The sequence below is a fragment of the Variovorax paradoxus NBRC 15149 genome (assembly GCF_001591365.1).
In the GTDB taxonomy this organism is placed as follows: domain Bacteria; phylum Pseudomonadota; class Gammaproteobacteria; order Burkholderiales; family Burkholderiaceae_C; genus Variovorax; species Variovorax paradoxus.
On record NZ_BCUT01000002.1, the window covers coordinates 1,110,140 to 1,128,591 of the forward strand.

Annotated in this window: 18 protein-coding genes; 13 read left to right on the plus strand and 5 right to left on the minus strand. The window is 68.3% G+C overall.

Annotated features, from left to right (window positions below):
• The first annotated feature begins 53 nt into the window (after positions 1-53).
• From VPA02S_RS20160 to VPA02S_RS20170, 3 genes are read left to right on the plus strand one after another with little or no spacing between them, the layout of a single operon-like run.
• Complete coding sequence (locus VPA02S_RS20160; RefSeq protein WP_062365323.1) at positions 54-791, plus strand: type IV toxin-antitoxin system AbiEi family antitoxin domain-containing protein; 738 nt, start codon at positions 54-56, stop codon at positions 789-791.
• Positions 788-1,744 carry a nucleotidyl transferase AbiEii/AbiGii toxin family protein gene (locus VPA02S_RS20165; RefSeq protein ID WP_062365324.1) on the plus strand — a complete coding sequence of 319 codons (957 nt, stop codon included), beginning with the start codon at positions 788-790 and terminating at the stop codon, positions 1,742-1,744. Before VPA02S_RS20160 ends, VPA02S_RS20165 begins: the two co-directional genes overlap by 4 nt.
• A 2-nt stretch (positions 1,745-1,746) precedes the next feature.
• Complete coding sequence (locus VPA02S_RS20170; RefSeq protein ID WP_244883661.1) at positions 1,747-2,679, plus strand: LysR family transcriptional regulator; 933 nt, start codon at positions 1,747-1,749, stop codon at positions 2,677-2,679.
• A gap of 30 nt (positions 2,680-2,709) precedes the next feature.
• Here the strand turns inward: VPA02S_RS20170 and VPA02S_RS20175 are convergent, their stop codons facing one another.
• From VPA02S_RS20175 to VPA02S_RS20185, 3 genes are all read right to left on the minus strand, one after another.
• A complete protein-coding gene (locus tag VPA02S_RS20175) occupies positions 2,710-3,702 on the minus strand; it encodes a Bug family tripartite tricarboxylate transporter substrate binding protein (protein WP_062365326.1) in 993 nt (330 codons plus the stop codon).
• 49 nt (positions 3,703-3,751) lie between these two features.
• The gene (locus VPA02S_RS20180) at positions 3,752-5,590 is read right to left on the minus strand and encodes a CocE/NonD family hydrolase (RefSeq protein ID WP_062365327.1); all 1,839 of its coding nucleotides are present in this window, start codon (positions 5,588-5,590) and stop codon (positions 3,752-3,754) included.
• Between the two features lie 199 nt (positions 5,591-5,789).
• Positions 5,790-6,737, minus strand: coding sequence for a LysR family transcriptional regulator (locus VPA02S_RS20185; protein ID WP_062365328.1), 948 nt, complete (start codon positions 6,735-6,737; stop codon positions 5,790-5,792).
• A gap of 74 nt (positions 6,738-6,811) precedes the next feature.
• Here VPA02S_RS20185 and VPA02S_RS20190 point away from each other — a divergent pair, with 74 nt between their 5' ends.
• Genes VPA02S_RS20190 through VPA02S_RS20210 form a run of 5 tightly spaced genes read left to right on the plus strand, consistent with a single transcriptional unit; the run spans position 6,812 to position 11,514 of the window.
• Positions 6,812-7,480: an RraA family protein gene (locus VPA02S_RS20190; protein WP_062365329.1), complete on the plus strand. Its 669-nt coding sequence runs from the start codon at positions 6,812-6,814 to the stop codon at positions 7,478-7,480.
• Complete coding sequence (locus VPA02S_RS20195; protein ID WP_062365330.1) at positions 7,477-8,853, plus strand: amidase; 1,377 nt, start codon at positions 7,477-7,479, stop codon at positions 8,851-8,853. The genes VPA02S_RS20190 and VPA02S_RS20195 overlap by 4 nt, the downstream gene beginning before the upstream one ends.
• Positions 8,846-9,802: a Bug family tripartite tricarboxylate transporter substrate binding protein gene (locus tag VPA02S_RS20200; protein WP_062365331.1), complete on the plus strand. Its 957-nt coding sequence runs from the start codon at positions 8,846-8,848 to the stop codon at positions 9,800-9,802. Before VPA02S_RS20195 ends, VPA02S_RS20200 begins: the two co-directional genes overlap by 8 nt.
• Before the next feature lie 54 nt (positions 9,803-9,856).
• The gene (locus tag VPA02S_RS20205; RefSeq protein WP_062365332.1) at positions 9,857-10,831 is read left to right on the plus strand and encodes a Bug family tripartite tricarboxylate transporter substrate binding protein; all 975 of its coding nucleotides are present in this window, start codon (positions 9,857-9,859) and stop codon (positions 10,829-10,831) included.
• Positions 10,828-11,514 (plus strand): DUF4286 family protein, encoded by a 687-nt coding sequence (locus VPA02S_RS20210; RefSeq protein WP_244883663.1) that lies wholly within the window; start codon positions 10,828-10,830, stop codon positions 11,512-11,514. Before VPA02S_RS20205 ends, VPA02S_RS20210 begins: the two co-directional genes overlap by 4 nt.
• A gap of 90 nt (positions 11,515-11,604) precedes the next feature.
• On the opposite strand, the gene VPA02S_RS20215 is transcribed toward VPA02S_RS20210, so the two are convergent.
• Both VPA02S_RS20215 and VPA02S_RS20220 read right to left on the minus strand, forming a co-directional pair.
• Positions 11,605-12,276: an RraA family protein gene (locus VPA02S_RS20215; RefSeq protein WP_062365334.1), complete on the minus strand. Its 672-nt coding sequence runs from the start codon at positions 12,274-12,276 to the stop codon at positions 11,605-11,607.
• A gap of 27 nt (positions 12,277-12,303) precedes the next feature.
• Positions 12,304-13,512, minus strand: a complete 1,209-nt coding sequence (locus tag VPA02S_RS20220) for an aspartate transaminase (protein WP_062365335.1) — start codon at positions 13,510-13,512, stop codon at positions 12,304-12,306.
• Positions 13,513-13,674: 162 nt separating this feature from the next.
• On the opposite strand from VPA02S_RS20220, the gene nac reads away from it, so the two are divergent.
• The 5 genes from nac (at position 13,675) to VPA02S_RS20245 (ending at position 18,235) form a co-directional block, all read left to right on the plus strand.
• Positions 13,675-14,613, plus strand: coding sequence for a nitrogen assimilation transcriptional regulator NAC (gene nac / locus VPA02S_RS20225; RefSeq protein ID WP_049826248.1), 939 nt, complete (start codon positions 13,675-13,677; stop codon positions 14,611-14,613).
• Between the two features lie 149 nt (positions 14,614-14,762).
• Complete coding sequence (locus tag VPA02S_RS20230; RefSeq protein WP_062365336.1) at positions 14,763-15,203, plus strand: acetyl-CoA carboxylase biotin carboxyl carrier protein; 441 nt, start codon at positions 14,763-14,765, stop codon at positions 15,201-15,203.
• 13 nt (positions 15,204-15,216) lie between these two features.
• Positions 15,217-16,569 (plus strand): acetyl-CoA carboxylase biotin carboxylase subunit, encoded by a 1,353-nt coding sequence (accC, locus tag VPA02S_RS20235; protein WP_062365337.1) that lies wholly within the window; start codon positions 15,217-15,219, stop codon positions 16,567-16,569.
• Positions 16,566-17,234, plus strand: coding sequence for a 5-oxoprolinase subunit PxpB (gene pxpB / locus VPA02S_RS20240; RefSeq protein WP_062365338.1), 669 nt, complete (start codon positions 16,566-16,568; stop codon positions 17,232-17,234). The genes accC and pxpB overlap by 4 nt, the downstream gene beginning before the upstream one ends.
• A complete protein-coding gene (locus VPA02S_RS20245; RefSeq protein ID WP_062365339.1) occupies positions 17,231-18,235 on the plus strand; it encodes a 5-oxoprolinase subunit C family protein in 1,005 nt (334 codons plus the stop codon). The genes pxpB and VPA02S_RS20245 overlap by 4 nt, the downstream gene beginning before the upstream one ends.
• Positions 18,236-18,452: the final 217 nt, after the last annotated feature.

Consider the following 18,452-nt stretch of genomic DNA (forward strand, 5'->3'; position numbering starts at 1 on the left):
TGGACAGATATTTCAAGTTTGCCATTAATTGAAAAAAGTGCTTGAATCGCAGTATGGCTACGATTGGAAAGAGCAAACTAAACGCGCTCTATACCCGCCTGGTCCCTGGAATTCCACTGACCTCAGAAGACTTGGCGGCCCAGGGGATCTCCGCGGACCTGGCCGTGCACTATGTGCGCGCCGGCTGGCTCACGCGTCTGACGCGCGGCGTGTTCTGTCGTCCCAACGACACCCTGGCCCTGCATCCGAGCCTCGTTCTGCTGCAGCGACAGCTGGCGGGCTTGCACGTGGGCGGCAAGTCGGCGCTGGACTGGTACGGCGTGCGCCAGTATGTGGCGCAGCAGCCAGTACTTCAGCTTTATGGTTGGGCGGCGGGGCACCTGCCGGACTGGTTCACTGGGCGCTTTCCGGCCGAGTACCACCGCAAGCGGCTGTTCGACGAGCAACCGGGCGCCTTGCTGCACGCCGGCCCTTTTGAGAAGCGCGACGGGGCGGCGCAGGTGGCTGAACCGGAGCGCGCCTTGTTGGAGTTGCTGAGCGAGGTAGGCGTACGCCAGCCGCTGCAGGAAGCCCGCGAACTTGTGGAGAGCACCTACAGCCTGCGCGCCAACGTGCTGGGCGAGCTGCTGCGGCGGTGCACGAGCGTCAAGACCGTACGGTTGTGCCTGCAGCTCGGCCGCGAGGCCTCTGTGCCCTGGGCGGCCAAGCTCGATCCAGCCACGCTGCCAACGGGCAGCGACCGGCCCTGGGTGTCCCGTTCGGCCGACGGCCTGTTGGTGCTCAAGCCATGAACCCCGCCTATCTGGAGACCGCGCGCTTGTTGATACAGGTGGCGCCGCTCGTCTTTGCGGACGACACCTTCGCCCTGAAGGGTGGCACCGCGATCAATCTGTTCGTGCGCGACATGCCGCGCCTGTCAGTAGACCTGGATCTGGTATTCCCCGATCACACGCTGCCGCGCGACGCGGCGCTGGCGCGCATCAACGAAGCTATTCGCCAAGCGTCTGAGCGCTTGAAGAGGCGAGGCTTCCAGACGCACGCCCCGGCAGCGCTGGCAGGCGAAACCAAGCTGCTGGTGCGCCGCGGCTCGGTTCAGGTGAAGATCGAAGTCAACTTCGTGATGCGGGGCACCGTGCGGCCGGTGCGCCGAGCCGCGCTCACGCCGGCCGCGCGTGACATCTTGATGGCCGACCTGGAGATTCCGGTGGTGTCGCTGGAGGACGTGTACGGCGGCAAGCTGGTGGCGGCGCTGGACCGCCAGCATCCGCGTGACCTGTTCGACGTGATGCAGCTCTTTGCGCATGAAGGCATCACACCCGGCATCCGCCGCGCCTTCGTGGTCTACCTGGCCAGCAGCAACCGGCCGGTGCACGAAGTGCTGTTTCCGCCGCTGCGCGACCTCCGGCACGACTTCGAGCACAACTTCCAGGGCATGACGGCCGAGCCGGTGCCGCTCGACGCACTGCTCGCGGCCCGGGAGCGCCTCACGCGTGAGATCCAGCAGGGGCTCGACGACGATGAGCGGCGCTTCCTGCGATCGCTGGTCGCCGGCGCACCCGAGTGCGCGCTGCCAGGCATCGGGCATCTGGAAGATCTCCCGGGCGTGCGATGGAAGCTCCACAACCTGGCGCAGCTGCAAAAGACAAACCCGAAGAAGTTTGCCGAACAGGCCGAGACGCTGACCGCTCGGCTGGCCACCGTGGCTTCGAGTGCGAGTGTCCCGCTGTCTTCAAGGAAGGAATGAGCATGGACATCCGTCAGCTGCGCTATTTCGTCAAGGTCGTCGAGCTCAAGAACATCACGACCGCGGCGGAGGCGCTTTTCATCGCCCAGCCTTCCTTGAGCCAGCACATGGCCAATCTGGAGTCGGAGCTCGGCGTCACCTTGCTGGAACGCAGTGTTCACGGCACGCGGGCCACGGCCATCGGCGAGCTGCTCTATCGCCATGCGAAGACGATCCTGCGGCAGTTCGAAGACACCCGCTCGGCCATCCGGCAGGAGAGCGAATCGCCTTCGGGCCGGGTGGCCATCGGGTTCCCGACCAGCACCTCGCGCATCCTGGCCGCGCCGCTGCTGGCGCGGCTGCAGGAGCGCTATCCGCTGATCGAACTGGAAATGGTGGAAGCCTCCAGCGGAGACCTGACGGGCCAGGTGGCGGCCGACCGGCTGGCGCTTGCGGTCACGATGGATGCCCGGGCCGATTCGCGCCTGCGCATCGAGCCGATCCTGGAGGAAGAACTGTTCGTGGTGGTGGCCTCGTCGCAAAAAGCACCGCGCGCCTTCGGCATCGAGGCCTTTGCCAAGCTGCCGCTGCTGCTGCCCACGCATCCGAATTCGGTGCGCGTGGCCACCGAGCGGCTGCTGCGCGATCGCCAACTGAAATTTCGCCTGGTGGCCGAAACCAGCGCAGTGGAAATCCTGATCCTGGCCGTCGAGCGCGGGCTCGGTGCCACGGTGCTGCCGACCGCGGCCTTTGCGCTGGCGCAGCAGCATGGCCGCGTGCGCGGCGTTCCCATCAAGGGACGGCCGCTGCTGCGCGAGCTGTCGCTGAGCCTGTCGGCCTCGGCGGTGCACAGCCCCGCCGTGCAATGCGTGCGCGAGCTGCTGCTGCAGGTGATCGGTGAGGAGATCGCAAGCAAGCGCTGGAAGGGCGTTCGGCGGTTCAGCGGCGCAGGGTAGGGCGGTGCGCTCTTCGCGGGCGCCCCATGCTCATTCCACGCGGATGTTGTTCCTGGTGATGAAGGCGCTCCAGAAAGCTTGGTCGTCGACCGCGCGGCGGCGGATATCCGCTTCGCCGCCGCTCATGGCCGGCAGCGAGAGTTCGGCCAGCCGGGCCTTGACGGCCGGGTCCGCCATCACCTTCTGTAGCGCGGCGTTGAAGGTGGCAACGATCTTCGGGTCCAGGCGCGCCGGGCCGGCAATCGCGTACCAGCCGGGCATCGGCGGCACGTTCAGCCCCGCCTCCTTCACCGTCGGCACCTGGGGCCACTGCGGCACGCGAGCAGCGCCGAGCACCGCCACCGCCTGCACCTTGCCCGACTGCACCTGCGGCAGCGCCGGTCCGACCACGCTCACCATGGCGTCGACCTCGCCGGCCAACACGGCCGTGAGCGCCGCGGCCGAACCCTTGTAGGGCACGTGCATCAGCTTGACGCCCGCGGTCGCGGCGATCAGTTCCATCGCGATGTGGGTGGAGTTGCCGATGCCGGCGCTGCCGAAGGTCAGTTCGCCGTTCTTCGCCTTCGCCTGCTCGAGAAACTGCGCGAAGGTCTTGATGCCGCTCCTGTTGCTCGTCACCAGCACGAAGGGCGTATCGGCCACGGGCGCAAGAAAGGTGAAGTCCTTCAGCGGATCGTAGGGCAGGCTCTTGTACAGGGCCGGATTGAAGGCGATCTGCGACACGCCCGCGAGCACCAGCGTGTAGCCGTCGGCGGGCGCCTTGGCCACGGCGCCCAGGGCCACGAGGCCGTTGGCCGCCGGATTGTTTTCCACCACCACGGCCTGGCCCAGCTGCTGGGCGAGCCGGTCGCTGAGCAGGCGCGCGATCACGTCCGAGCCCGAACCCGCCCCCTGCGGCACCACGAGCTTGACCGGCCGTACGGGCCAGGGCGATTGGGCCTGCGCCGCGAGCGGCACGGACAGGAGCGGCGTGCCGGCCAGCGCCAGCATGGGAACGAACGAACGACGGGTGATGGGGGCCATGGCGTGCCTCTCTCTTGGCATGTTGAACGAAGAACGGGGAAGCGAGGTGCTACTGCGGCGCGGCGCGCAGCGGAAGATCGAACCAGCTGGCGTCGGCGCCACGCAGGATTTCCAGCCGCGGCGGCCGCCCGTGCGGCACCTGCGGGCCGTGGCCTTCGTCGCTGCCGCCGATCGACAGCCGTATGCGGCTGCCCGCGGCAAAGGTCCAGGACACCGGCAGCAGCGCGAAGTCCAGGCGCGCGGGCTCGTGGGGCACGAGCAGGCGGGCCGAAGCACGGTCGCAGGTGTTCACGGGCCAGCTCGCCACGTAGTCCGGCGAATGCGACAGGCCTTCGCGGTGCAGGGCGCGCAGCAGGCCTTCGGTGACGTAACGGCAGCTGCCGTCGGCCAGCACTTCGCTCAGATAGACGTAGACGGCCGCGTCGGTCTCCGACGATGCAAGCAGCAGGCTCGCACTCACGTGGCCGGTCAGTTCGGCCGGCGTGGCCAATGGCGCGCTGGTGTAGTGCAGGTACTGCGCCTGGCGCTCGGTCCAGTCGGGGTAGTAGTGCTCGATGCCGACGGCACCCAGCCGTTCCAGCCGCGTCTGGCGGCCGGTCGAAACGGAGAAGTCGACCCGGTAGCTGTCGCGGCCGGGGGCGGCGGGCGCGTGCAGCGCCAGCACGCCATCCGCATCGGGATGGACGCGGCGGGTTCCCGCGAATGGCGGCCATGCATCGGCGGCCTGCCACTTCTCGTCGTGGATGGTGAAGTAGTGCACCGGCTGCTCCCTGCCCAGCCCGGTGTCGATGCCGCGCAGGTGATGGTCGAAGAAGCGCAGCACTTCGGCCAGCAGCGGAAAGTCGGAACCGGTCTGCTCGCGCCAGGGCGAGACGTTGCTGCGCGCACCGTGGTCCCAGGGGCCGAGCAGCAGGCGGTGCTGGTGCCTGGGCAGTGTCAGGAAGCGCGTGATCGCCGAGTTGCTGTAGCCGGCGCCGTCGTACCAGCCCGAGACGGAGTAGATCGCCACCTCCTCGGGAATCTGGCGCGCGTAGTGGCCGGGGCTGCACACGTCCAGCGTCAATGCGGGGTCGTGCAGCGTTGCGTCGTGCCGGAACGGAAGCTCGCGCGCCATGTCGTTCAGCCGGCAGTTGCTGCGGTGCTGGTGCAGCGCCTGGGCCAGCAGCTGGCCATCGGCATCGTCGTCCACCGGCTGCGGCCCCGCGAACAGCGGGTTGCCGTAGTAGGCGAACTTGGCGAGGGCGGGGCGGTCGTCCTGGTCGAGCGCAACCATGAGTTCGTCGTAGCGGCCGGTCCAGATGGTCGAGAGCACGCCGCCCACGTAGAGCTGGTCGGTGTAGATGTCGGTCACGGCGAACAGCGGTGCGATGGCCTTGACCGCGGGGTGCCGCGTGCTTGCGAGAAACACCGCCGCCGCGCCCAGGTACGAAATGCCGGTCGATCCGATGCGCCCGTCGCTCCAGGGCTGCTGCACGATCCACTCGGCAATCTCGTGGTAGTCGTCGCGCTCCTTCGGCGAGCGCAATGCGTCGCGCGTGCCAAAGCTCGCGCCGGTGCCCCGCACATCCACCACCACCACCGCGTAGCCATGCGGCACGAAGAAGTCGCGGTAGCGGCCGCAGTTGGGACTGGCCTCCACCGTGGAGTCGGTGGTCACGAAGCGCCGGTAGTAGGGCGTGAAGATGACGATGGTGGGCAGGCGGGCCGGCGGCTGCGCGCCGTTGCGCGCCTGGGGCAGGTAGTAGTCGAGCGCGATGCGGCAACCGTCGCGCATCGTGACGTAGAGCGACTCCGGCCACCCGGGCAGGCCGAAGGCGGGCTTGCGGCTGGCGAGGTAGGCGCTGGGCGGCAGGTGCCAGGCGCCTGGCGTGCTATCGCGGTCCGACATGGGGCGGGGTACTTTCCTGAAGACAGATGGAGATGGATGGCGTTGTCACCGTCCTGTCATTCTGGGAATGCGGGCCCGCGTTGAAAAATGCGAAATCTCGATTGATCCATAGGTTGAGCCTATGGAAGGAGGCGATGCTCCACCGCGGCCGGGCAACCTGCCGAAACATCAGAACCCGACAGTCGCTCTCAAAGCTTTCTCAGCCGCTGTCCCGGGACGATCCGTCGGCGTGGAAGAACCCGGCGTCTTGCAGGTTGCGCAGCACGATGTCCAGGATGCGCGCCGTCGTGTCGCTGCGGTGATGCGCCAGGTACGAGAAGTAGTACGGCACGTTCGGCACCGCCGGCTTGGCTTGCAACACCTGCAAGGACTTTTCGGCGACCTGCCGGCGCGTGATCGATGCGGGCAGCATGGCAATCGCATGGCCGGAGGCGACCAGCGCCACCATGAGCGAGAGTGAATTGCAACTGCTGTACTCCTCGAACGAATAGCCATCCGAGGCCAGCCAGCGCGATGCCGATTCATGCAGGGTCGACGGCGGCGCATTGCAGACGATGCGGTGGTTCAGGGCGTGGGCCGGCAGAAAGTCTCCGTCGGGCATCATCAGGTCGTGGGCCGCCACCCACTGGTGTTGGGTCAGTCCGATGAATTGGCTTGTCACGTCGGGCTGGCTGCTTTGACCCGTGTGCAGCGCCATGTCCAACTCGTGGCTGTTGATCTTCTGAAGCAGCTGGGCGCCTCCGCCCACCGTCAGGTCCACACGAAGCGCCGGATAGCTGTCCTTGATGTCCTTGAGGATCTGCGGCATCCCGATGATCGCGCAGGACTCGTCCACCCCCATGCGCACCAGGCCTGTGATGGTGCGCCGCAGATCGAGCCGCGCCATGTCCTGCGCCGACGCCAGCACGCGCTCCGCATAGACCAGCACATTGCGGCCCAGCTCCGTCGCCAGCAGGCGCTGGTTCTGGCGTTCGAACAGCTGGATACCCAATTCCTCCTCGAGGTCGCGAATGCGGTGCGAGATCGCCGGCTGGGTGAGATGCAGGTGGCGCGCCGCCGCATGCACCGTGCCGAGACGCGCGGTCCACACGAAAGCTTCCAGCTGATGGAGGGTGAACCTCGTTGATAAAGAACTCGAATCAACCATCGTGAGAATTGATCAGTATCGGTGCCGGGAGCGGCTGCCTACGATTGCCGTCATTCACAACGACGATATCCCAAATGACTGCCATCGAACGAGGAGAGTTGCCGCCGCCTTGCACGCTGCAACTGCTGGCCCTGCTGAAGGAGGTCGAGCCGGCCACCATCGGCCACTTTCATGATCGCGGCTTCCTGCATGGGCGGATCAAGGCCATGGCTGCGGTGGCGCGCAGCGTCGGTACCGCCGTCACCGTGCGCTGCGAGGGTTCGGACGGATCCATCCTGCATCACGCGCTGGGACAACTGCGGGCCGGCGATTTCCTGTTCGTCGACCGCGCGGGCGACGAGACGATCGCGTGCATGGGAGGTGCCAGCATGCTCGCGGCGCGCCTTCGTGGTGTCGCAGGCGTGGTGGTCGACGGCTGCGTCACGGACATCGCGGAGCTGCGCGAGCTCGGCATACCGGTGTGGGCCCGCGGCCTGAGCGCCCGCACCACCCGCGCCGGCGGGCAGTCGGGCAGCTTCTGCCGGCCAGTGGACTGCGGGGGCGTTCGCGTGCATCCCGGCGATGCCGTGCTGGCGGACGAGAACGGTGTTCTGGTGATGCCGCCCGACGAGGCCTGGGCCCTGGCCCGGAAGGCGATCGGGCTGCAACAGGCAGAGCAGCAGACCTTGTCACGGCTGCGCGCCGGCGAGTCCTATTCCGACGTGCTGGACACGCGCCTTGTCTTCCAGGAGGCAGCGGCATGACGAGCGCCCATCAGACCAGGCCGCCCGCCTTCGCACCGATGGCGGAACTGTCGCGTGCCTTGCGAACCGGGGAGACAAGTTCGGTGATCCTCACGCGGGAGTGCCTGCGCCGCATCGCGGCGCACGACGCCGTCTTCAAGAGCTTCCTGGCGGTCTACGAAGAGGAAGCCCTGGCGGCTGCGGCCCTCGCCGACGAGGAGCTTCGCGCAGGCCACGACCGCGGCCCGCTGCACGGTATTCCGTTGGCGCTGAAGGACCTGGTGGACATCCAAGGCAAGCCCACGACGGCGGGCTCACCGCTGCTGTCGGCCAACATCGCGCAACAGGACGCAGCCATCGTTCGGCGCATTGCCGACGCCGGCGGCGTCATCGTCGGCAAGACCCACATGGTGCAGTTCGCGCTGGGCGCCTGGGGCACCAATACGCACATGGACACGCCACGCAATCCGGCCGGCCGCGCCACGGACACGCTGGTGGCAGGCGGCTCCAGCAGCGGATCGGCCGTGGCCGTGGCAGCCCGCCTGGTGCCCTGGGCGATCGGCTCCGACACCGGCGGCTCGGTTCGCGTACCCGCGGCCTTCTGCGGCATCGTGGGCTTCAAGCCCACCATCGATGCGCTGCCGCGCGAGGGCGTCTATGCGCTCAGCGAGAGCCTGGACAGCGTGGGCCTCATTGCGTCGTCGGTGCAGGATGCCCGGCTGTGCTTCGAGGCGCTCGTCGGTGCACCCGCTTCGGGCCCGGACGCCCGCCGGCGGATCGGCGTCCTGGAGGCGGACGAACTCGCGCCACTCGCGCCAGCCGTCGCGCGATGTCACACACAGAACCTGCAAAGGCTCGAGCAGGCGGGTTTCAGTCTGGTGCCGTTCCGGTTTCCGGCGTCGCTGGCGGCGTTCAAGGAACCCACCAACGCCATCATGATCGCCGAAGGCGCCTGGGTGAATGACCGGTTCCTGGACGACCCGGACGCGCCGATGGATCCGTCGGTGCGGTCGCGGCTCCTCGCCGCCCGGGCGACCACGGCCGTGCAGTACCTGCAGGCTCAGGCCACCGCGTCGCGCTGGCAGCAGGCATTTGCCGGCGAGATGGACAGGCTCGGGCTGTCCGCCATTGCCATGCCCGTCACGGCGATGACCGCCCCGCGCCTCGACGACGTCGACCACAACGTGGCGCCGGTCCACTTCACCCGCCCGGTCAACCTGCTCGCGCTGTGCGCTATCTCGCTTCCCGCGGGCGAGGACGACGACGCACGGCCCATCGGGCTGCAACTGGTCGGGCGCGCGGGGGGCGATCACGCACTGCTGGGTGTCGCTGCCGAAGCCGCCGCCGCACTGCATCCGTCTCGAATTCCGCCGCAGGAGGTGCGCAATGCTTAGCAAGCTGGCCGCCGTCCTGCTGGCATTCGTCGTCCCGTGCGCGGCCGCCCAGGACTACCCGCACAAGCCGGTGCGCCTGATCGTCCCGTTTCCTCCGGGCGGCAGCGTGGATCTGGTCGCGCGCCTGGTCGGCAAGAGCCTGCAGGACGCGCTGAAGCAGCCCTTCGTGGTCGACAACAAGCCCGGCGCCTCCGGCAACGTCGGTGCCGCCTACGTCGCCAAGGCGCCGCCGGATGGGTACACGCTGCTGGTCGGCAGCGCCGGGGTCTTTGCCGCCAACCAGTTCCTGTATGCCAATCCGCCATTCGATCCGCTGCAGGCCTTTGCCCCCATCATGCGGATCGTCGATCAGCCCAACATCCTGGTCGTGGGCACGCAATCGCCGGCCCGCAATGTCAACGAGCTGATCGCGCTGGCCAAGGCACGCCCGGGAAAGCTGAGCTTCGGCAGCGCGAGCGTCGGCTCCGCCCAGCATTTCTCCACCGAGATCTTCATGCAGCAGGCCGGCGTGGAGCTCCTGCACGTTCCCTACAAGGGAGGCGCGCCGGCCCTCGTGGATCTGATGGGCGGTCAGATCGACATGCTGTTCGACACCTCGCCGACCGCCTTGCCCTACGCCAGGAGCGGCAAGCTGCGTGCGCTGGCCATCACCAGCCGCCAGCGCTCGCCGCTGCTTCCGGACGTTCCGACGATGAAGGAAGCGGGGCTGCCCGACTTCGAGGTCGTCACCTGGACCGGCATTGCCGCGCCGGCCGGCACGCCCCAGGCCGTGATCGACAGGCTCAATGCCGCGATCAGGACCGCGCTGCGCGGCGAGTTGCGCAGGCAGCTCGAGGAGACCTCCCTCATTCCGGTCGGGGACTCGCCCGAGGCCTTCCAGGAGTTCATGCGCAAGGACGCGGACAGCTACGCGCGCCTGGTGAAGGCCGCGAAGATCACGCCCCAGTGATCTTGCAGGGCGGTCCGGACGACGAATTTTTCACTCTCTTGATTGGATGCTGACATGAAGATTGCCTTGATACGTGCTGCCTGTGCCCTCTCACTGGCCATGGCAGGGCTGGCGTTCGCAGGGGACTACCCGGACAAGCCCATCCGCATCGTGGTTCCCTATCCACCGGGCGGTGCGTCCGACACGGTGTCGCGCCTGATCGGGCAGCAGTTGTCGCAGCGACTCAAGCAGCCCGTCGTGGTCGAGAACAAGCCAGGTGCCACCGAACAGATCGCGGCCAGCTTCGTCGCCAAGGCGAACCCGGACGGCTACACGATCCTGCTGGCTTCCACTGCTGGCCTTTCGGTCAATCCGACCCTCTACAAGGGACGCCTCGCCTACGACCCGGAAAAGGACCTCGCGCCGATCATGCTGGCCGTGACCCTGCCCAGCGTGGTCATGGTTCATCCTTCGATGCCGGTCAATTCGTTCGACGAACTCACGGCGTTCGCGCGGACTTCGGCGACACCGATCAACTACGCTTCCAGCGGCGCCGGCAACCCCAGCCACCTGGGCATGGAGTTATACAAGCGTGCGGCGTCCATCGACATGACGCATGTGCCCTACAAGGGTGGCGCGCCCGCGCTTCAGGATCTGATGTCCGGCCAGGTGTCGGTGATGATGGCCATCGGTCCGGAATCGATGCCGATGGCCAAGGCCGGCCGGATGAAGGCGCTTGCAGTGACGACAGCGAAACGCTCGCCCGCCTATCCCGGACTGCCCGCAGTCTCCGAGACCAAGGGCTTTGCCAACTTCGAGTTGCTGCACTGGTTTGCGCTGCTGGCACCCGCCCGGACGCCCGACACCGTCATTGCGCTGCTGAACAGGAACGTGAACGACATCCTGAAGGACCCGGAGGTGAAGAACAAGCTGCTCGAGATGGGAATGGAGCTCGAAGGCGGCTCGCCGCAGCGGCTGGCCGAAACGATCAAGCGGGACCGCCTCAAGTGGGAGAAGGTGATCATCGAATCCAACATCCGGATCGATTGATCCGCACCGACCCACATCATCATCCGAAAGAGAGAACCGACATGGTCTTTGCTGGCGAAGGCGTCCTGATTTCATCGATGGAAGTGCTCCCCGAGGAGGAGGCCGACTTCAACGAGTGGTTCGACCGTGAGCACCTGGCCGAGAGAGTGGCAATTCCCGGCTTTCTCGAGGCGAGACGGTATGAATCCGTCGGCGCGCCGACGCGCTACCTGCAGATCTACAACACCACGCGGTTCGATGTGCTGGACAGTGCGCCTTACCGGGCAGCCCTGGCGAACCAGACCGAGTGGTCCCACCACCACATTTCCCGATTCATCGCGCCGACGCGCGTGGTCGGACGCCTTGTGCACAGCGCGGGGGGCGCGCGAGGCGTCGCAGTTGCACTGATGCGACTTCGGCCGTCCGGCGATCCGGCCATGATGCCGGCGCTTGCGGGCGTTCTGGAAGTGCTCGACCAACCGGGCACGGCTTCGATCCACTTTGTCGAGGCCGATGCTGGCCTTTCCAGGCCGGTGACGGCGGATTCGGGCTACGTGGGCAGCGAGGACTGCTACGTCCTCGTCGAGTGCACCAGCGAGGCCGCTGCCGGGAAAATCATCGCCCGACTGGGAGCGCCGGTGCAGAAGTATGGAGAACTCATCGACGCGCGAGTTTTCCGGTATCGCATGGATATCAGCGCGTAAGACGACCTCCAGCGCGGGTTCCGTCGCGCAGGCGCTCGCTTCTCCCGGGTTTGCGGCAGGTGATGGTCATCGCCTTCGCTCATCCAGGCTTCAGTTGGCGCAGCGCGCTTCGAGCACATCGATGAACGCGCGGTCCCATCGGCCTTCCTTCATGGCCCGGATGGTCTCCGCTTCCGTCGCCAAGTGCGCGCGCGCCTTCTCGATCAGCAACTCGGCCTCGTCCGGCGCGAAGGCCATCAGCCCGTCCTGGTCGCCGACCACGATGTCGCCGGGATTGACGACCATCCCGCCGACCGACACCGGCACGTTGATCTCGCCGGGTCCGTCCTTGTAGGGGCCGCGGTGGGTGACGCCGCGCGCGTAGACTGGAAACTCGCGTGCCCGGACCTCGGCTACGTCGCGGATCGCGCCGTCGATCACCACGCCCACGGTGCCGATGTGCGCAGCGTAGAACGAGAGGATGCCGCCGACCACCGCATTGTTGAGATCGCCGCCGGCATCGATCACCAGCACGTCGCCGGGCCGGCAGAACTCCAGGGCACGCAGATAGGTGAGGTTGTCGCCCCCGCGCGAGCGCGCCGTGACAGCCGTGCCTGCCATGGTCCGGGCGGCTGGGCGGTGGTAGGGGTGCAGGCCGGTGCTGCCGATGTTGCGGTGCATGTTGTCGCTCAGCGCCGCGACCGGGATCTCCCGCAGCGCGGCGAGGATCTCGGGGGCGACCGGTGCGGCAGACGGATTCTTGCGAATGGCTTTGTAGGGCATAGGTGTCCTCGGGTATTCAGGGGCGCGTCAGCGCAGGGCGGCCGCGGCCCGCGCGATGCGCGCGCAGCCTTCTTCGAGCGTCTCGATCGACGTGGCAATGGAAAGGCGGAAGTAGGGCGACAGCCCGTAGGCCGTGCCCGCGACCACGGCCACGCCTTCGCTCTCGAGCAGGTACATCACCACGTCGCCGTCCTGGTCCAGCCGCTTGCCCTCTGGCGTGGTCTTGCCGATCAGGCCGCCGCAGTGGATGTACAGGTAGAAGGCGCCCGGCGGCGGGCTGCAGTGCAGGCCGGGAATGTCGTTGATGAGCGCCAGGGTGCGGTCGCGGCGCTGCTTGTAGATGGCCACGCTCTCGGCCACGAAGTCCTGGCTGCCGTCGAGCGCCGCCGCGGCGGCCGCCTGGCTCACCGAGCAGCAGTTGCCGGTGGACTGCGACAGCAGCGTGTCCATCGCCTGGACCAGGTCGGCAGGGCCGGCCGCGTAGCCGATGCGCCAGCCGGTCATCGCATAGGTCTTGGAGACGCCGTTGATCACCAGCGTGCGCTCGCGCAGCGCAGGCGCAACCGCAAGCAGGTGCGGCGTCGCCTGGCCGTCGAAGCGGATGTGCTCGTAGATGTCGTCGGTCATCACCATCACTTGGCGGTGGCGCTGCAGCACCTCGGCAAGCGCACGGTATTCGCCCGCGGTGTAGCTGGCGCCGGTCGGGTTGCTGGGCGAGTTGATCAGCAGCCAGCGCGTGCGCGGCGTGATGGCGGCCTCCAGCTGCGCGGGCGTCAGCTTGAAGCCGTTGGCCTCGGGGCAGGCCACGGTGACCGGCGTGCCTTCGCAGGCCAGCACCATGTCGGGATACGACACCCAGTAGGGCGCGGGAATGATCACCTCGTCGTCCGGCTCCAGCGTGACGGCGAGCGCGTTGTAGATCGCGCTCTTGGCGCCGCTGGTGGCGATGATCTCGTTCATCGCGTAGCGCAGGCCGTTCTCGCGTTCGAGCTTGGCGGCGATGGCCTGGCGCAACTCCACCGTGCCGGCCATCAGGGTGTAGCGTGTCGCGCCTTTCTCGATGGCGGCGGCGGCGGCCTGCCGGATGTGGGGCGGCGTGTCGAAGTCGGGCTCGCCCACCACGAGGTTCACGATCGACTTGCCCTGGCGGCGCAGCTCGTTGGCGCGGTCGGCGGCGGAGGTGCTGGGCGAGGGCTTGATGCGCCGCACGCGGGCGGCAATGCGGGAGAGCGTCACTTGTCTTCCTGGGTTGGCGATGGCATGGACCGAACGGTACGCACATCGATCGCGCGAGGCCAAGACGAGATTGCACTGGTTGTATAGGTAGAGCTTATGGTGGGCCCCGATGGCCGCTGCGCGGGGGCGGTGCTAGGCTCGGCTTTTGCTTGGGGACACGGCGTGAACCTGCGACGCCTCAAATATTTCGTGAAGATCGTGGACATCGGCAGCCTGACGCAGGCTGCCGAGGTCCTTTTCATCGCCCAGCCCGCGCTGAGCCAGCAATTGGCCACGCTCGAGGGCGAGGTGCGCCAGCAGCTGCTGGTGCGCACCAAGCGCGGCGTCACGCCCACCGAGGCCGGCAAGGTGCTGTACCGGCATGCGCAGATCATCCTGCGCCAGTGCGAGCAGGCCCGCGTGGACATGGAAGCGGCCGGCGAAGGGCTGTCGGGCCAGGTGTCGGTGGGGCTTGCGCCCGGCACGGCGGCCTCGGCGCTGTCGCTGCCGCTCTTGCGCACGGTGCGTGCGCGCCACCCCGGCATCCTGCTCTACCTGAACGAAAACTACGGCACCACGCTGAGCGAGCTCATCATGAACGGCCGCATGGACCTGGCCGTGCTCTACGGCGACAAGGCGATCCACGGCCTTTCGTTCCTGCCGCTGCTCAAGGAGCCGCTGTTCCTGGTCGGGCCGGCGGCCATGCCGGCGCCGGCGCAGCCGGTGAAGCTGGCCGACCTGCGCGACATCGAACTCTTCCTGCCGCGCCCCTACAACGTGGTTCGCAAGCTGGTCGACGCGGCCTTCGTGCGCGCGGGCATGGTGCCGCGCGTGGTGGCCGAGATCGAGTCGGCCTTCACGCTGACGGCCGCTATTGCCGATGGGCTGGGCGCCACCATCCTGCCGGCGTCGATGGCGCGCGAAGTGGTGGCGGCCTGCGGGGCCTGGCAGTTCCAGATCGTCGATCCGGTCATCGAGGCGCCGCTGGCGCTGTGCCAGTCCGACCACCTGCCGCTCTCGGAGCCGGCGCAGGCGGTGAAGAGCATCCTGCTCGAACTCGTGGTCGACCTGGCCGGCACCTTCGCGGCCACGCCCGAACCCGAGCTGGCTGCGCTGTCGTAGCGTGCCGTCATAAGCCGGCCTTATCCCGGCACAGCCATTCCGTCTTGGGCTTTGTGCCCGCGGCCCGCTACCGTTCATGCCTGCCGTCACGCGTTCGCGGAATGCGTCGGCCACCCCCAAGGATGTTCTGTCGCCACAGGCAGCCCGGCATGAAGCAGGAACAGATCAAGACGCTCATCGACGCACTCGCGGCCTCGGACCTCGCGGAGCTGGAGTACAGCGAAGACGGCAGCACATTGCGGCTGGTGAAGCAATCGGCGCTGGCGGCCGTGCCCGCAGCCGCGCGGCGCCCGGCTGCTGCTGCGCGCAAGGCGCCCACCGCGGGGTCTGCGCAGCAGGCACCGCCGCCAGCCGCCGCGGCCGAATGCCTTGCGCCGCTCTACGGCGTGGTGCACCTGCAGCCCGCGCCCGGCGAGCCGCCCTTCGTGCAGCCGGGGCAGGCCGTCGAGGCCGGCCAGATGCTCTGCGTGATCGAGGCCATGAAGATGTTCAACGAAGTCCGCGCCGACGCTGCCGCCACCGTGCAGGCCGTGCTGGTGCGGTCGGGCCAGGAAGTGGAAGCAGGCGAGCCCCTGTTCCGCTTCGGATGAGGAAAGCCGCGCGATGTTCGACACCGTCCTCATTGCCAACCGCGGCGAAATCGCCCTGCGCATCCTGCGCGCCTGCCACGGCCTGGGCCTCAGGACCGTGGTCGCGCATTCCGAGGCCGACCGCGACGCCAGCTATGTCGCGCAGGCCGACCAGGCGCTGTGCGTCGGGCCCTCCGCGCCGGGGCAGAGCTACCTGAACCAGTCCGCCATCCTGTTTGCCGCCGAAGTCAGCGGCGCCCAGGCCATCCATCCGGGCTACGGCTTCCTGTCGGAGAACGCGGGCTTTGCCGCGCGCGTCGAGCAGGCCGGCCTGGCCTTCATCGGTCCCAGTGCGGCCTGCATCCGCACCATGGGCGACAAGGTCTCGGCCAAGCGCGCGATGCGCAAGGCCGGCGTGCCCTGCGTGCCGGGGCCCGACGAAGGGCTGCCGGAAGACCCGGCCGCCATCCAGGCCATCGCGCGCGAGATCGGCTATCCGGTGATCGTCAAGGCGGCGGGTGGTGGCGGCGGGCGCGGCATGCGCGTGGTGCAGGGCGAAGCGGCGCTGCTCGATGCGATGGCGCTCACGCGCGAGGAAGCGCGCCAGGCCTTCGGCAACCCCGAGGTCTACATCGAGAAATTCCTGCTGCACCCGCGCCACGTCGAGATCCAGGTGCTGGCCGACAGCCACGGCAACGCCATCTGGCTGGGCAGCCGCGACTGCTCGCTGCAGCGCCGCCACCAGAAGGTGATCGAGGAAGCGCCCGCGCCCGGCATCGACGAGGCGCTGATGGCCGAGGTGGGCGAGCGCTGCGCGGCCGCCTGCCGGCAGATCGGCTATTGCGGCGTCGGCACCTTCGAGTTCCTCTACGAGAAGGGCGCCTTCTATTTCATCGAGATGAACACCCGCCTGCAGGTCGAGCACCCGGTGACCGAGATGACCGCGGGCATCGACATCGTGCAGCAGCAGCTGCGCATGGCGCGCGGCGAGCGCCTTTCGCTGGCGCAGCACGAGGTGCGCTGCCAGGGCCATGCGATCGAGTGCCGCATCAACGCCGAGAACCCGGACACCTTCGCGCCTTCGCCGGGGCGCATCACCGGCTGGCAGGTGCCGGGCGGCTTCGGCGTGCGGGTCGATTCGCATGCCAACGCCGGCTACCGCGTGCCGCCGTACTACGACTCGATGATTGCCAAGCTGATCGTGCACGGCAGCACGCGCACCGATGCGCTCGAGCGCATGCGCCTGGCTCTCGCCGAGATGCGCATCGACGGCATCGCGACCAACGTGCCGCTGCACCGCGAGCTGCTGCGCGACGAGGGCTTTGCCGCCGGCGGCGTGGACATCCACCACCTCGAGCGCTGGCTGCAGCAAAGGAGCGCGGCATGACCGTGCAGCGGCCATCGATCAGCCTGCTGGGCACGACCGCGCTGATCTTCGAGGCGCCCGGCGAGATGAACCTCGACTTGCAGCAACGCATCTGGGCGCTGGCGCACGAGACCCAGGCCTGGCCGGAGATCCGCGAAGCCGTGCCGGGCATGAACAACCTGATGCTGACCTTCCTGCACCCGCCGCGCGGCGCCGGCGCGCTCCAAGCCCTGGAGGCGCGCCTGCACGATGCGTGGGACGCGGCCGTCGCACGGCCGCGCGAAGGCCGGGTGGTCGAGCTGCCCGTGGTCTACGGCGGCCCGGGCGGTCCGCACATGGCCGACGTGGTGGCGCACACGGGCCTCAGCATCGAGCGCATCGTCGAGCTGCACAGCGCGCCGCTCTACCCCGTGTATGCGCTCGGCAGCCATCCGGGCTACTGCTACCTGGGCGGCATGGACGCACGCATTGCCACGCCGCGCCGCAAGGTGCCGGTGCTGAGCATCCCGGGCGGCGCGGTGTCGATCGGCGGGGCGCAGACCGGCGTGTCGGCCTCGGCCGGGCCCAGCGGCTGGAACACCATCGGCAGCACCTCGATGTGCTTCTTCGATCCCGCGGAGGACCCGCCCGCGGCGCTGCAGCCGGGCGACATGATCCGTTTTCGCGTGGAGGGCATCGTCCGATGATCGAAGTACTTTCCTCGGCTGCGCTGGCTACCGTGCAGGATCTGGGGCGCACCGGCAGCCTGCGCTGGGGCGTCGGCACCTCGGGCGCCATGGACAGCCTGGCGCTCGCGGCCGGCAACCTGCTGCTGGGCAATGCGCCGGGTGCAGCCGCCATCGAAGTGCCGGTGTTTCCGTTCAAGGTGCGCTTCGGCGAGGACTGCGCCTTCGCGCTGACCGGCGCCGATTGCGCGGCGCGGCTCGACGGCCAGCCGCTGCTGCCCTGGTGGGTTCACCAGGCACGGGCCGGGCAGGTACTGACGCTGGGCCTGCCGCAAGGCGGCGCGCAGCAGCGCGGCAGCCGCGCCGTGCTGTGCCTGGCCGGCGGAGTCGACGTGCCCGAGGTCCTGGGCTCGCGCAGCACGCAGCTGCGCGGCGCGTTCGGCGGCCACGAAGGGCGCGCGCTGCGGCGGGGCGATGTGCTGCGTGCCGCCGGTGCGGGTGCTGCGTGCAAGACCGGCTTCGGCCTGGTGCCGCCCGCGCTCGCATTGCCGCTGCAGCAGGGCGGCGTGGCGGCCGTGCGTGTCCTGCCCGCGGCCGAGTACATGGCGTTCGAGCCGGCATCGCGCGCCGCGTTCTGGGCCGGCGAGTGGAAGATCACGTCCCAGAGCGACCGCTACGGCTACCGCCTCGAAGGCGAGCCGCTGCGCCCCATCGCGCCGATGGAGCTGCGCTCGCACGGCATCGTGCCCGGCGTGATCCAGGTGCCGCACAGCGGGCAGCCGATCATCCAGATGCGCGACGCCCAGCCCTCGGGCGGCTACCCCAAGTTCGGCACGGTGATCGAGGCCGACATGTGGCGCCTCGGCCAGGCGCCGATCGGCAGCCGCGTGCGCTTCATCGAAACCACATGGGACGAAGCGCTGGCTGCGCTCGACGAAGTGCGCGCCTGGCTCGACAAGGTGGCGCGCATGGTGGAACTGCACCGCGGTGCGCCTGTGTCTGTAGCGAGGCAACGGGGATGACGCCTTGCTTTTCGATTCGTCGTGTTGCGGTTGAAGTGCGCCGCTGTCCGGGGCGCGCTCCCGCCGACGGGGTACCTTGCTCCGCGAATGTCCCCCGGCCTGCGGCCTCCTCCTTGATTTCGCTGCGCAAGGCACCCCACCGACGGGAGCGTTATGCGGAGCAGTCGTTGATCAGCGATACACAACGAGCGTGCCCAGGTGCACAGGGCATCGGGTG